Source organism: Flammeovirga sp. EKP202, assembly GCF_014534745.1.
Classification (GTDB): Bacteria; Bacteroidota; Bacteroidia; order Cytophagales; family Flammeovirgaceae; genus Flammeovirga.
Window position 1 is genome coordinate 23,029 of sequence record NZ_JACVVP010000009.1, and the last position, 15,134, is coordinate 38,162.

General features: G+C 33.3%; 12 protein-coding genes. 5 read left to right on the plus strand and 7 right to left on the minus strand.

Features of this window, described 5'->3' with window-relative positions; translation table 11 throughout:
• Window positions 1–90 precede the first annotated feature (90 nt).
• From IC221_RS07405 to IC221_RS07415, 3 genes are all read left to right on the plus strand, one after another.
• Window positions 91–1,116 (plus strand): iron ABC transporter permease, encoded by a 1,026-nt coding sequence (locus IC221_RS07405; protein ID WP_188168345.1) that lies wholly within the window; start codon window positions 91–93, stop codon window positions 1,114–1,116.
• Entirely contained in the window at window positions 1,116–2,177 is a 1,062-nt protein-coding gene (locus tag IC221_RS07410) for an ABC transporter ATP-binding protein (RefSeq protein ID WP_188168346.1), read from the plus strand. Before IC221_RS07405 ends, IC221_RS07410 begins: the two co-directional genes overlap by 1 nt.
• A 102-nt stretch (window positions 2,178–2,279) precedes the next feature.
• Window positions 2,280–4,934, plus strand: coding sequence for a GAF domain-containing SpoIIE family protein phosphatase (locus IC221_RS07415; protein ID WP_188168347.1), 2,655 nt, complete (start codon window positions 2,280–2,282; stop codon window positions 4,932–4,934).
• Window positions 4,935–5,012: 78 nt separating this feature from the next.
• Here IC221_RS07415 and IC221_RS07420 read toward each other — a convergent pair whose 3' ends face one another.
• A complete protein-coding gene (locus tag IC221_RS07420) occupies window positions 5,013–5,708 on the minus strand; it encodes a LytTR family DNA-binding domain-containing protein (RefSeq protein ID WP_188168348.1) in 696 nt (231 codons plus the stop codon).
• Window positions 5,705–6,487 (minus strand): sensor histidine kinase, encoded by a 783-nt coding sequence (locus IC221_RS07425; RefSeq protein WP_188168349.1) that lies wholly within the window; start codon window positions 6,485–6,487, stop codon window positions 5,705–5,707. Before IC221_RS07425 ends, IC221_RS07420 begins: the two co-directional genes overlap by 4 nt.
• A gap of 496 nt (window positions 6,488–6,983) precedes the next feature.
• Here IC221_RS07425 and IC221_RS07430 point away from each other — a divergent pair, with 496 nt between their 5' ends.
• Entirely contained in the window at window positions 6,984–7,349 is a 366-nt protein-coding gene (locus IC221_RS07430; RefSeq protein WP_188168350.1) for a hypothetical protein, read from the plus strand.
• Between the two features lie 105 nt (window positions 7,350–7,454).
• On the opposite strand, the gene IC221_RS07435 is transcribed toward IC221_RS07430, so the two are convergent.
• From IC221_RS07435 to IC221_RS07445, 3 genes are all read right to left on the minus strand, one after another.
• The gene (locus IC221_RS07435) at window positions 7,455–8,651 is read right to left on the minus strand and encodes a transglutaminase family protein (protein ID WP_188168351.1); all 1,197 of its coding nucleotides are present in this window, start codon (window positions 8,649–8,651) and stop codon (window positions 7,455–7,457) included.
• Between the two features lie 112 nt (window positions 8,652–8,763).
• On the minus strand, window positions 8,764–9,945 hold the full coding sequence (locus IC221_RS07440) for a DUF255 domain-containing protein (RefSeq protein ID WP_188168352.1): 1,182 nt from the start codon (window positions 9,943–9,945) through the stop codon (window positions 8,764–8,766).
• Window positions 9,946–10,181: 236 nt separating this feature from the next.
• Window positions 10,182–11,216: a type I restriction enzyme HsdR N-terminal domain-containing protein gene (locus IC221_RS07445; RefSeq protein ID WP_188168353.1), complete on the minus strand. Its 1,035-nt coding sequence runs from the start codon at window positions 11,214–11,216 to the stop codon at window positions 10,182–10,184.
• A 257-nt stretch (window positions 11,217–11,473) separates the two neighbouring features.
• Here IC221_RS07445 and IC221_RS07450 point away from each other — a divergent pair, with 257 nt between their 5' ends.
• Window positions 11,474–11,893: a hypothetical protein gene (locus tag IC221_RS07450; protein ID WP_188168354.1), complete on the plus strand. Its 420-nt coding sequence runs from the start codon at window positions 11,474–11,476 to the stop codon at window positions 11,891–11,893.
• Window positions 11,894–11,924: 31 nt separating this feature from the next.
• Here the strand turns inward: IC221_RS07450 and IC221_RS07455 are convergent, their stop codons facing one another.
• Together IC221_RS07455 and IC221_RS07460 are read right to left on the minus strand one after the other, a co-directional pair.
• Window positions 11,925–12,452, minus strand: a complete 528-nt coding sequence (locus IC221_RS07455; RefSeq protein ID WP_188168355.1) for a hypothetical protein — start codon at window positions 12,450–12,452, stop codon at window positions 11,925–11,927.
• 70 nt (window positions 12,453–12,522) lie between these two features.
• On the minus strand, window positions 12,523–15,120 hold the full coding sequence (locus tag IC221_RS07460) for a leucine-rich repeat domain-containing protein (protein WP_188168356.1): 2,598 nt from the start codon (window positions 15,118–15,120) through the stop codon (window positions 12,523–12,525).
• Between the last annotated feature and the right edge of the window lie 14 nt (window positions 15,121–15,134).

The following is a 15,134-nucleotide window of genomic DNA, read 5'->3' on the forward strand; positions in this document are numbered from 1 at the left end:
CAATCATTCTAAAAAGAGTGACTAAAATTAATACAAAAATCATTTTATGTAGCCATATTGCAAACCGCAATTTGAGGATTACAGAATTTTATGAATAAAAAATATATTGATATTAAATTGATAGGATTGAGCCTTACTATTATACCTCTGTTTTTCATTGATATAAGTATAGGTTCTTCAAATATTTCAATATCAGAGATTATACAAACCCTTTTTGGTGGGGAAGAAGAAAGTAGTATTGCAACAATATTGTGGTTGATTCGAATACCAAAAGCATTAGTCGCAATTCTGGTAGGAATTGCATTATCAATAAGTGGCCTATTAATGCAGGCTCTTTTCAGGAATCCTATGGCAGGTCCCTCTGTTTTAGGTATTAACTCAGGAGCATCATTAGGGGTAGCGTTAGTTTCTTTATCATCAGGAATAGGTTTGGGTATTAATTCAATTTCATACCTAGAAAATTTTGGAATTTGGCTCACTGTCATTGCAGCTTCGGCTGGAGCAGGTATTGTGATGTTTATTATTTTGTTAGTGGCACATAAGGTAAACGACAATGTGGCTTTGCTGATTGTGGGTATGATGCTTGGGGCATTAACAGCATCGCTGGTTGGAATTGCTCAATATTTTAGTCACCCTGATCAATTGCAAGAATATATATTATGGACATTTGGTAGCTTGGGAGGTATAGTTTATGAGCAAATTACGATTTTAACCGTATTCGTAATTTTGGGTTTTATCATTGCGTTAACACTATGCAGGTCTATGAATTTAATGCTGTTAGGTGAGCAATATGCTAAAAGCATGGGATTATCTGTTCAAAAATATAGAATACTCAGTATACTATCTGCAAGTCTGTTAGCAGGGAGCGTTACTGGTTTTTGTGGCCCGATTGGATTTGTGGGTATAGCGGCACCACATATAGCAAGAGTGGTAGCAAAATCTTCAGATCACTTTAAATTATTGCCTTTAAGTGCAGTGATAGGTGCAATTGGGATGCTTATTTGTGATACCATATCACACATTAGCGATTCAGGAGTAGTCATTCCAATCAACTCGATTACGTCCTTAATAGGAGCACCAATTGTTATTATAGCCATGTTAAAAGGAAGAAAGTAATGAATGAAAGTGTATTATCAACTCAGAATCTGATTACAGGCTATCAAGACAAAGGTGAGGTACCAAAGGTAGTAGGACAATACGGAGAATTACATTTGAGGAGAGGAGAGTTTAATGTACTGATTGGTATCAATGGAGTGGGGAAATCTACACTATTGAAAACGCTTTCAGGTGAGATTGTTCCATTGGAAGGACAGGTGAGCATCAATAATCAAATATTAGGTGATCTGAACAATACACAAAGGTCATTATTGATCAGTTTTGTATTTTCTAATACTTCAATAGTGGGGAAATTGACTGTTTTTGAAACAGTGCTGATGGGAAGATACCCTTATGTGAATTGGTGGGGTAAATTAAAAGATTCGGATCACACGATAGCTCTAGATGCTTTAAAAGATGTAGGGGCTGATCATCTACAAGATCGTTATATTAATACACTCTCAGATGGAGAAAGACAGAAGGTAATGATTGCAAGGGCAATTGCACAAAATACAGATGTGATTTTTCTGGATGAGCCTTCAGCACACCTTGATTTGATCAATAGAATTGAAATTTTTCAACTATTAAAGAACATTGCAAGAAAAAAGAAAAAGGCGATTTTGTTGAGTACACATGAAATAGAAATGTCATTGCAGGTCGCTGATAATCTTTGGATTTTGTATGGAAATCAAGTGAAAATTGGTTCACCTTCCGCTATCGTGGCTAGCAATTTTATCAATCAGACTTTCTCGTCTCCTTCAATTGCATTCAATGCCAAAAGTGGTGTTTTTAATTTCTGTGCACCTGAAAGTTTATTTTCTTTTACAATTTCACATTCTGATACCGTTCGTCAATATGATGGAACAATTGATCCAGTGGTATACCTCGAATGGGAATGTAAAAAAATGATTTCAGAAGGAGCTTACACTGATGAAAACCCTCAATTTGAAGTTCTTTTAACCCTTTCAGACGATAAAAAAGCACTGATTTGGAATGTAAATTATAATGGTAAAAAGTATACTTATGATTTATGTAACTGCAATCTATTCAGTGAGTTAATGAAATTATATCAGGCGGATTGAAATAATATTAATTAATTATTGTGGTTTTGCTTCGTTTTCATTTATATTTGGTATAATTACAATTGGCATGAAGTCAAATTTTTTTATCATTCATCCTTACTAATGATGAAGCAAATAAGCAAAAGTTACATATTAACTCTATTTTTACTATTAACAACAACCTTCGGTCTTATAGCTCAAGATAAGGTAGTGAAAGGAGTTGTGATTGATGAAGACCAACAACCGGTATACAATTCGATTGTGTATCTTGAAGGGAAGCAAGTGGCTACTACTAACTCTGAAGGGAAATTTTCTTTTTCAGCTGAAAATCCATCCAAAATTAGGAATCTTAATGTCATAAAGAGAGGGTATAAGATGCAAACATGGGCCTTTGAAGGTGCTGGTGTCATCAAAGTACTTCTTACTTTTGCTCCGGTATATATTGATGGTGTGGTCCTAAAAGATGGAAAACCTGTCAGTGGTAAATTTGTAAAAATTTCTGGTCAGAAGTTTACCGCAGTAAAAACAAATGACAAAGGAGCATTCCAACTTATTGTAGATCGAAACTACAAAGTTCAGAATAGCACAATCTTCTTAGTAGATGGTGACCCAGTCAAGAAAAACTTTACGAAATATAATGCTACTGTAAATAAGGTAACGATTACTTTACCATCAGAAAATGGTCAAAAAGAGGTGAAAGTTGCCAAGAAAACTACTTCTACACCAAAGAAAGTTCAGGCTAAACCTTTAGAGGACGAAATTTATGTTGATCCAATATTAGTCGTTGTTGTATATGATGAGGATATTTCTCCTGCTGATTCTTTAAACGTGAGAATCAATGAGAAAAACTTTATTACAGACAAAAACGGTGAATTTGAAGTATATGCGGATTCTTTAAGTGAAGCCAATTTTGAGATTGATGATTATTCAATCATTAAAACAAAGTATGATTATGAAGATAATTATATGTTTGTTTATATCTCAGATGGTTCCGAAGATGGAGGGCAAGGTGTAACGAATATGGAGTATTCTGAAAACTTCCAAGCAGTATTCAATTCATTAGAAGCAGAGAAGCAATTATTGCAAGAAAATGGTTCTAACCTAAGAAAAGAAATTCAGAAGATTTCAGAAAAGTTAGATAAAGATATTAATCCTAAGAATAAAAAATCTTTAGAGAGCTACCTTGAAAGATTGACAAATTCATTGATCGAAAATGAATTGAGATATGAGGAAGCACAATATAAAACATCACAGATGTTAGATAGAATGCGTAACCAAATCTCTAATCAAGAGACAACAATCGTTCAGATAGAGGAGGAAAAAGAAGAAGTTGAAACGGAAAGAATGCTTTATTTCGTAGTAGCAGCAATTTCACTAATCTTAATTTTCTTCTTCTATAAAAACTCTCAAAAATTAAAAGAACAACGTGATGATTTACAAGAAATCACTGGCCGTTTAGAAAAGGCAAATGAGGAAGTTGTAAAATCACACGAGGAAATGTTATCTGTAAAAGATATCGGTCAGAAATTTACCGCAACGCTAGATTTCGATAAACATATGCTCGATTTACAAGAGAGTGTAATGGAACTGGTCCCTGCGAATACATTTGGTATCGGTATTTATAATAAGTTTGAAAAACGCCTTGAGTTTAGAAATCAAGTTTCTGATGTTGGTTTGGAAAACTATTATAGTGTATCTGTTTCAGATGCTTACAGCTTAGCATCATGGTGTTTCAATAATGAGGTAGAATTGATCATCAATAATTTTGATGAAGAAAGTCCTCTTTACATTCCTCAAGGAAGAAAAATGCCAACAAGAATTAATCAATCTATTATCTATATGCCACTAATTGTGGAGACAAAGGTATTAGGTGTGATTACCATGCAAGCAAAAGAGATTGATCAATACAAAGACATCAATATCTCGAACTTAAAGGCTTTAGCATCTTATGCATCAATTGCTGTAGCAAATTACATTTCTTACAAAGAATTATCAGAAAAGAACAAGAGCATTACAGATAGTATGCGTTATGCAAAAACTATTCAGAATGCCATCTTACCTTCTGAGTCATTACTGAAAGAAAACTTTAAAGATCACTTTATTTTATATCGTTCTAAAGACATCGTTTCTGGTGATTTCTACTGGTTCAAACGTAAAGAAGTGAATGGAACAGTAATGAAATTTATTGCTGTGGTAGACTGTACAGGTCATGGTGTTCCTGGTGCATTCATGTCTATGATTGGTAATACTCTATTGAATGATATTGTCAATGTAAAAGGGGTGACGGATACTGTAGAGATCTTGAATGCCTTGAATGTAGGTGTGAAAGAATCATTACAGCAGGAGAACTCAATGAATGATGATGGAATGGACGTTGCACTAATTGCTATGAAAGAAGAAGCTGATGGCGTGCATGTTCAATTCTCAGGTGCTAAGAGACCAATCTTTGTTTTCACTCAAGAAAAACAGGAGTTAGAAGTAATTCAGGGTGATATTAAGTCTATTGGTTACTCAAGTAGAAAAAATAAAGTGTTCTCAGCACATACAATCGTATTACAAAAAGAAGATATTATCTACCTTTCTACAGATGGATATGTTGATCAAAATAATGCGAATAGAGAGAAAATCGGTTCTCTTAAATTGAAAGATATTATTGCTTCAAATGCAACTAAACCTATGGCAGAGCAAGAAGAAGCTCTAGAAGAGATTCTTGATCAGCACTTGGTTGGGGAAATTGAGCAACGTGATGATATTACGGTAATGGGTGTGAAGGTCTAAACTGATCCCATTCTCAAATTAAAAAGGTAGTCATTCTAAATTTAGAGTGGCTACCTTTTTTACTTTAGAAGTCTTGTATTAATTTTCAAAAAATTGAACAACTACTTCTCTAAAGCTTTTACTGACAGGAAGTTCTTCGCCCGCTATTTCCACAAGTTCTCTATTAAATGCTTTTACATGTTCCATATTCACAATGAAAGAACGGTGAATTCTTATAAAAGTAGAAGGAAGTTTAGTTTCTATTGCTGAAAGTGTCTCTTTGGTTTTCCACTTTGTATTATTGGTACCATAAATGATCAGATAGTCCGCTTGACTCTCGATGTATAAAATCTCATTAAAGCTGATCTTGTGGTGTTTACGATCTGCTCTAATAAATAAATTGTCACCCATGACCTTTTTGAAGTCAATACTGTTGGTCGTTTTTAATGACTCATATTTATCTACTGCAGATTTGAAGCGTTCCATCGAGACGGGTTTTAATAAATAATCAACGACATTCAAGTCAAAACCTTCAATAGCATATTCACGATGTGCACTGATAATAATGACTTTAGGAGGTTTCGCTAAAGATCTTAGAAAATCTAACCCAGAAATTTCCGGCATTTCAATATCAAGAAAAATCAGGTCTACTTCTTTTTGTACAATTTCAGTAAATCCAACTTTTGCATCTGCTGCTTCACCAACCACTTCATAGCCTTCAATTTGTGATAAAAAGTTTTTAGTGATTCTTCTGGAGATGGGTTCGTCGTCTATGATTAATACTCTAGTGCTCATAATTGAATGGAAAGAATGGCTTTATAAAAAGCCTCATTTTGAATAATTTTAAATTGATGTTGATTAGGGTAATATAAATTTAGCCTTCTTTTTAAGTTTTCTAAGCCAGTTCCGCCAGATTTATAGTATTCAACTTGTTGAGGTTTACTATTTTCAACTTCAAAGATAAATTCGTTTTCATGAAAAGCAGTAATGATATTAAGATAGGCAGATTGACTGGTTTTTTTTATTCCATGTTTGAAAGCATTTTCTACCATTGGAAATAACAAAAAGGGAGTGATTTGTATTTCAGGATTAATCCCTTCAAAATGCATATTCAGTTGAAAACGATCGTCAAGTCTTAGTTGCTCCAAAGCAATATATTCTTGCAGTAATTTTACCTCCTTAGCCAAAGCTACTTTATCTTCCTTAGATTGATACACCAAATAGTCTAATAGACCACTCAGCTGTAATAGCACTTTTGGAAGGTCATCACTTTTTTCAATAGCCAAACCGTAGATATTGTTTAAGGTATTGAATAGAAAATGTGGGTGTATTTGTTCCTTTAAGGTATTTAACTCCAATTCTTTTAGCTGATAACCTATTTCAAGTTTCTCTTTTTCGAGTTGATGTATAGTTTCTTTTCTTTCTTGTTCGTCTCTGATTTGAACAAGAGAGGTATACATGGCAGAAATAAATAACTGAACAAACCAAAGTACAGAAAAATCATTTAAGATGGGGTTCATCTGATTGTATTGAAGATCAGCAAACACAATAAGGCAGCCAATTACAAGTATCATCTGAACATAGGTGTTGACTAAAATAGCATATATCAAGTAAAGAATAAACTTAAAGTATTTTTTCTGAATGAGAAACTTCTTTACGAGTGTATTGCTTAAATATAAAGTGAAGCCAATTGTAAAAGGAAACCAGCATAAGCAAAATATAAATGTATTAAAATAGTCTTGATGGAAATGCCCTAAGAATAAGAAATTTATTAAGAAGGAACATCCCCAAAACATCACTTCAAAAGTTGTACGGTGCGATATGAAATTCCTGAGTTGTGTCATATTATAAATATTCGGAATTTTTTTGAGATATTATTTTATTGTCGATATTATTTCCCTTTTTGTAGACTAATAGACAAAGTACGTAGATAAATAGAGTTGTAGCGATTAGTAATCTACAGTTTTAGATTATCCTTCGATAAAAAAGGGTCATTGAACGACACTTTGTATTTAAGATCTTAGAGCGGTTTAAGTTTGGGTATTCTTTAACTTTTTAATCATTAGACTTATGAATGCAATAGCAGAGTTTTTCTACATAGGTGGTATTGAAGCCATGACAACAATAACAATCTCAGGAGTTGTAATGTTACTATTACTTTTGGTTCGAATTTTCAATATAAAGTCAAGAAAAATCACTCCAGAACGAGCACTTTCAGCAGCAGGTGAACTAGCAACATTTTCTCTTGTATTAGGAGTGTTTTTTCAATTGATCGGTTTGTACAGTGCATTTATACATATAGAAGCTGTAGGAAGTGTTTCAATGGGGATGTTAGCAGCTGGCCTTAAAGTGTCATCTCATGCCACTTTATATGGATTCTTTTATTTTCTTGTTGGTAAATTGATGGTGATCATTATACGATTGAATGAGAAATAAGGAGATAGTTGAATAAACGAAAACATGAGTCATCCCATTATTATTGTCATATTAATTAGGGATGACTCATGTTTTTTATACCACTAGAGAAGTCCAGAGGTTACATTATATCGTTTTATATAAAGTAATATCCATGGCTTTATCTTCAGCAATAATATCTTTTGAAAAAGGTATTCCTTTGCTATCCATGTATGTCAGTGTATATTTTTTGCCTTTTTCTAGATAGAATTCAAGAATATCATTCATATCTTTCGTAGGCCCTGCAGTAGTGCCATTATCAATAATCTCATTGTCTTTTGATAGAGTAATTTGTGTTTCTACTCTGTTATCACTAATTAATGTACATTCCTTATTTTTAAACATCTTGACACGAACGGTGATTTTATTTCCTTGAGATGCTCTTTTTGCTTCTTCAGCCTTCCAAAGACCAATATATCTATCTGTGACATTATGAGCATGTACATATTTGATGTCATAGTCCCACACTAATGGGAATGCATGAGTAGCAGGTTTCCATGAAGAAGCATAGATCCAGTTTTCTGGCTTATTGACATCGGCCACACCGGCGTCAGCCAAGAACCATCCTTGATCAAGTCCAGAAGGGTAGTACTCCGTGAAATACCATCGTCCATTTACCCAAACCTCATTCCAGTTGTGGTTTCCTTGCTTTAAGGTCCAATTAGGTGTCCCTGCTAAGCGTGCCGGAATACCAACAGCTCTAAAAGCATCTGCCAATAATACTGATAAGCCAGAACAAGAAGCTAGACCTTGGTCAATCGATTCATAAGGTGATTGGTCCGGCTTTTCTCTTTCTGTTGAATATTTCACTTTTACGACATCAATAATCGTATCATTCACAACTTTGATCGCTTCATTGATTGTTTTGCAATCTTTGACAATAGGGGCAAAACGGTTGTAGAAATCTTGTCGCCAGTCGTCTCTTCTTTCATTCATTAATGCATAAGGTAAAACATCATTATAGAAGATAGAATCAGGAAGGTTTTGAGCCCAAGGAAACTCTGCTTTTGCTTTATAAGCTAATTCCACATTATTGATCAGGTAAGCAGCTGAAAGGCTTTTAAGATCTCTTTCCGGCATATATGAAATTAAGTAAGCCATGCCGTTTTTCTGTTCTTTTGATGCATCACTGATCGCCTTTTCGATTTCCACTTTATTGTCTCCAGCTTTATTAATTGCATTTTCTAATAAAGTGTGATATTGTGTGTCAATACCCTCAAATTTTGATTCCGAACAACTCCATAAAACAAGAGTACAAAGAAGTATAGTAATAATTTCTTTCATGTCATTCAATTAGGTTTAATTGGTGTTATTTTATCGAAACTCAAAATACAAAAACGGCATCATTATGAATAATGATGCCGTTTATTTCTTATTAATAATTGTTTATGCGTTTTTATTCTATACTTTCAAGCTCTTGAAGGATCGTATGTGCCAGCATTGCATGAACATTTTCTTTCTTTTCCAATTCTACTGCCTGTTCTGCTAAAACTTTAGCTTCTTTATACTCTTTATTTTTAAATAATAAACCTGCTTTTGTTTCGAGATTCATACAAGTTGGATGTACTTTGATTGCTTCATTAATCCAGTCTAAGCCCGTTTTTACTTTATCTGATTCGTCATAATAATAGTAGATATTCCAAGCCCAATTTCGATAAAGATATGCTTTGATTTCCTGATTTCTATCCTTTAAAATATCAACTCCTTGAAGCATCTTCGAATAGGCGGTATTATAATCTTCAATGTTAAGGTAAAACGTAGGGTTGTAGGCACAATTTAAAGTTTCACCTTGTTTTCCAAGTTCTTTTTCCAAATACGTCATTAATTCCTGCCAACCTTTAATATCTTTCTTTTCAACGTAAGGTTGCATGGAAACTTTTGCAGCACCATTAATAGTCTGAATGATCTCTTTAGTACCATATTGTTTCTCAATTTCCCTTGCATGTTTTATGACATAAGTTAATGCCTTCGAATGTAAACCATTATGGATGGTCACTTCTTTTAGAGCAAACCAAATCTTTTTTATTTCAATATGGTCTTGTTCAATTTTATTCAAAAATGCTGTCAAGATTTCAGGGTCTTCCATTGATGCTCTATAGGTCACATAAATGTATTCACTCAGATCTTGAATTGATGAGTTTTTATTTATAGTCTTTTTTAAAGTATACAATTGTTGATTAGGGTCTTTTGCTTCTTTGGTACTTTTCATAAACTCATTCTCAGACATATTCCCCACAAATAAATGTAGAGGTTGTTTATCTTGCCCAATAAATAAGAAAGAAGGGTAGTCATGAAGTTTATATTCATCAACTAATTGTTTTCCTTCTTGGCTGTTGGCATCAATGAGTAACGAGATGTAGTGTTGATTGTAGTAGTGGCCTACTTTCCTTTCTTCAAATATTTCTTCCTGCATCATATTACAGGCTTCACAATAAGAAGTGTAAACGGTAATAAATACATCTTTGTTCTCTGTCTTCGCTTTTTTAAAAGCATTGTCTATAGACAAGTTTTTAAACTGAATAGCTTGAGCTAGAACTACCGAAGGAAGTAGAAATAAAAATAGTACAAGTGAGCGCATGAACATTAATAATTGGTATACTAAAGTAAAATAAAAAACTACTCTTATAATTTTTGTATAAAAGTGATGAGAGAAACATAATTAAACGTTTGTAGGAAATCTACCGGTATGAATGTTAAAAATTTAGTGTCATTCGTGCCTTACAGACCATTAGAAACCTCCTGATTTCTAAAAGCTAAAAATTATGTTTCTCCTAATTCTTATTTATAATTTAATAATAAAAATGCAATTATTGACTATCTCGCTAATCTTTTTCTTTGTGGAGTAGGTTTAGGCTTTTTATTTGAAATTGAGAGGATTAATGCAAATAATATTAATTGAATAGGAGCTATAGCCAATTGCGGCCCCATGAACATCCACATTACATGTTCCATATTTGTGTAATGTTCCCAATTCCACCAGGACTTGGTAAACTCTGATCCGGCAAACCAAACAGGAATAAATAGAAAAATACTAAGTAAAATTATTTGTTTCTTTTTCAAAGCGTTTTTACCCATGTTAGGAATGAAACTTAATGCACCACCAACACTAATAGTTATCATAAGAGCCGTAAAAGCAAGTGCATAATAGATCCAAGAAAAATCCATTCCATATTCCATCCAAAGTGTATTTGAGACTTTTAGAATACTATGCATATTGTTTAAGGCTACTTTTGTCAGTAAGGTCATCACTGTTAGTAATATGCCTATGTAGATTAATGCATTTTGAATACTTGGAATCTTAAAAAAACCTCCTAGTAATCTAAAAGGGGCGTTTAATAAACGATATAATGCTGTTTTAAATTTAAATCCAAAATTATTACTGCCTTGAAAGGGCGGAGGAGAAGGAAGAATATTATTTTTTCGTTCACCGATACGGTCACTTAATACTTCATGATAAGCATTTTTATTGCCGTCTGTTGTCCATACATATTTTGCTAAAGTGGCACTCGCATAAGAAAAACCTTGATCAATTGCTCCTTGGAAGACGCTTTCAGGAACTCCCTTTTTTTTGCATTCTACAATCATGTAAGGCTGATATCCTTCGGGGTCGTTATAGGTAATAATATCTGCTTCCTTGGTTGCAGAACCCATTTTTACCGGGACACAAACTCTCACATTTTCAGCTGGATAACCATGTTCATATATTAAAGATAAATAGGTTTCTAACTGTACCTGTTCTTCAGGGTTATTCAATGACCTTGTTTTTGTATGAGGCAAATAGGTGACATCGTTCGTTTTATTATTGATAAAAACGACTCTGTCCTTTTTTGCTTTAGACAGCCACTTCATGATAGTATATAATCTTAGATAAAAAAGTTTGATTTAATTGTAATGTTAAATATAAGAGTAAAAATTATTATTTTAAACATTTAGTTCTTGATTTTAGCTAGTTTATAGTAACTGTCAGTTATTTTAAGTTTATATATTTAACAATTGTCTGATGTTCAATAATTTGAAATAAAAAACTTAATAAACTTCAACTTAGCTCTTTTTAAGAATTCACTTCATTACTTTTGACCTCATTTTAAAACTAGGAACAATTATTTATGAGATTTTTATTAGTATTAGCTTTACTGCTAACTTTTTTTCTTAACGAATCATCAGCTCAAAACTCGAACCAAGGAAATATTGAATTATCAGGAAGCATTGGTCCTGCATTTAGTAATGGAAAGACCACTTTTTATGGCAATGCAGAAATGAATTACTTTATGAGTAGTAATATGTCACTGACTGCAGGGTATGAGTTTTTAAATGAACGCCACTCATTAATTTTAGGTAATAGAATCTACTTTGTCCCTGACTTCCATTTCAGTATGAAAGGTGTTTTGGTTAGTCAAACGGACTTTGCCCTTGGTGGTGGATACTCCAGAGGAATTGCTGATAATATAGCCCTTCAAATCAATGGCGATTGGTATTTTGCTAGAAGGATGTTTGCTTTATCATTTGGCCTGGCTTTTAGAATATAAAAAAAGGTGACCATTGTGTCACCTTTATTTTTTATTGATCTTCTTCCGGTTCTGGGTAATCGTCCAGGGAAGTAATGACTGGAGGTTCGTCTTCAAAAACCTCTACTTTTAGTCCATCTTCTTCCGAAAGTCTTATTTTCAGTTGATTTTCATTTTCAAAAACAAGAATCATCTCATCATTTAGGTAGAAATCTTCCTTAATTTTTGAAAGTTTTACTTCAGTGATCGTTTCATGAAGAACGTCAGCCCAAAGATCCATTTTGATGACTCTAAAGCTTTTGATATCAATTTTACCTTGGAATTGCTCTAACAGTTTTTTTCGCTCTTCAATAATATCAAAGATAACAATTTTGATCCCGTCACTTTCCTCACCTGCAGTAAAAGTCAATCTTGTTTTATCCTCAAAACGAAGCTCTAACCAATCCAAACATTGGTATTCTTCATTGTCTTTGGCAATGTTACTCCAAACATGATAGATGACATCATTGATTTTTGCACCTGCCAATCCTTTTAAAGTGTTGATTTCACTAGCCTGAAATTTTTGAATTTCTCCTTCCATAATGCAAAGAAAAAGCCCTCTATTTTGATAACCAAATAGAGGGCGTATATTTTATTGAAATTGAGATCTATTAGTAGAAATCTACGGTTACATTTGGCATGTTGCTTTTAAATGCATCTACCTTTTTCTGATTCAATTTTGTTTTGTAACATTTCAAACTCTTCAGTTTTGGAAGCCCTACCAAATACTTCAAGTTGTTGACACTTGTGTTGTAACATTCAAAAGAAGTTAACTCTTTCATATTAGAAACATATGAGATGTTCTTCACTTTTACAATACCTGAAACTTTCAGTTTTTGAATCTGGTTTAGGCCATTTAGAGCATCAAATTTTGTGACAATAGTATTGGAGATATTTAGTTCCTTGATGCCTTTTAAAGTAGCAACAGGAGAGATATCTGAAATAGGAGTATTATCACAAGATAATTTCTCCAGTGTAGAAATATTTTTGATAGGGTGAAGATCTGTAATCCTAGTGAAAGAAATATCTAGCACTTTCAATTTGTATAACATTGTTAGTGGAGAAAGATCTTTAATTACCTTATGATTACTTAAATCAATTTCCTCAATGATATTAATTTTATGAAGCTCATATTTTGTAGGTACATCTCCTTTTATTTTTGCTTGCTGATCAAAAACTTTTTGCCATTCAGCATTTAAGCCATCCCACCAAGTAGTTAATTTGTCAGTTCTAAAGATAATTTGAGCAGAACTCTCCTTTGAGAAATTGATAATAGTAGCGTCACTACATTGAGTATTATCCGCTTCTAAAGTTTTCAATGAGCTCAATTTTCTTAAAGAGGAAATTGAACTAACAGGAGTATGATTGATTTTTAGACGAGATAATTTAGGTAATGAAGCCAACGGATCAAGATCTGTTACTTTTGTATTGTCTAAAGTGACTCTCTTCAATAATTTCAACTCTGCCAATACTTCGATGGAATTCACATTGGTATTACTTACATTAAGAACTGATAGATTTGGACAGTTTTTTAATGGGTCCAATGAGTTGATACCCGTATTTGAAGCATTTAATTTTTCGAGGTTGACAAGGAAACTTAAAGGCTCAAGATTTTGGATGCCGTTTGTAGTTGAAAGATCAATCTCCTTGATGTTTGCCAATTGTTGTAATTGTTCTTTCTCAGGATTGCCTGATAAACCTGCTTGTGCCAATAAAACTTTCTTCCATACATCTGACATACCGTTCCACCATTCCTTAAGCTGGTTAGAACCGTAAACCACTAATGTATTTGGATGTTTACGCATAAACGATTGTGCAATTGAGGTATTGATACCTGTTTCATCACAATAAACTCTATCTAAGTTTTCAAGAGCATTTAAAGGAGAAAGACTATTGATTTGAGTCTTATCAGCAGATAGCGTTTTTAGAGCTTTAGTGCTACCCAATGCAGAGAGGTCACTTACATTTGTTTTGTCAATTGTTAGCTGCTCTAGGTTCGTTAACCCCATTAAAGCGTCAATTGATGTAATAGGAGTGTTTGAAATGTCCAATGAGCGAAGTGACTTGCATGAATTTAAAGCATCAATCGAAGCAATCTGTGTGTCATTAGCCCAAACTACTTTTAATTTTTCAAGTCCTTCAAGAGACGAAATATCTGAAATAGTAGTATTGAAGCAATATAATTCTTCAAGATTCTCGAAGTTTTCAACAACAGTAATATCTTCTACTTGTGTGTCATTGATCATTAATACTTCAATATTTGTACAATAAATCAATGGGTCCAATGAGTTGATACCTGTCATCTCACATTTTAATGACTTTAAGTTGGTCAAGGTTCTGATAGGAGACAAATCATTGACACCAGTGCCTGAAATGTTTAATTCCTCTAGACTTCTTAATTTACTCAGCGGAGCCAAATCAATGATAACTGGGTTTAAAGAAACGTCTAATTCTGTTTTTTGCAGGAAGTTTTCAAGATGTTTGAAAATACTTTCATCCAATGCTACAGTACTATCATTTTCTGTAATCATTACTGTGTCAATCACAGAAATCACTTCTCTTAATGGAATGTTGTTTTCAAGTGTAATACCATTTCCAACAATTCCTCTCCATGTGTCATCAAGTTTATTCCACCATAAAGCCATATCTTCTTTTTGGCTTAATTTGGTAGTGTAGATGGAAGCAATCTTAAGATCTAATTCTTCAGGATCAAGATTGATTTCCACAAAGCGTTCCATTGAATTTTCAAGCGTATCACCACTTACAGTGATGCCTTCTAATTTTCTAGTGAGTGTTACTGTAAAATAAAGAACGCCTTCATTAGTAACACTATGGCTAATGTTTTCGATGATAAACTCAAAATTAGCTTGTTTAAAAAAGAAGTCAACATCTTTTAAATAAGCCTGAGCATCTTTGTTGGATACTACTTGACGATTTGGATCTAAATCATCTTCGATTTGAGTTTTGTCAGTAGCAAAAACCTTTAAATAAGTATCATTGATAATAATACCTTTTTCTTGGTTAGTATAGTCTTCACCTGCAATATCATTGAGCATCCCTTCAAAATACATCACCAAATCTTTGGCTTCAGATTTATATTGATTGAGTTTCTCGGCAGGAATATCATTTTCTTGACCATCTTGAGCATTTACTTGTGCAGAAATACCAAAGAGCAAGAGCATTAGAAAAATAAGATACCCGTTTCGCATCTTTAATTATGGTT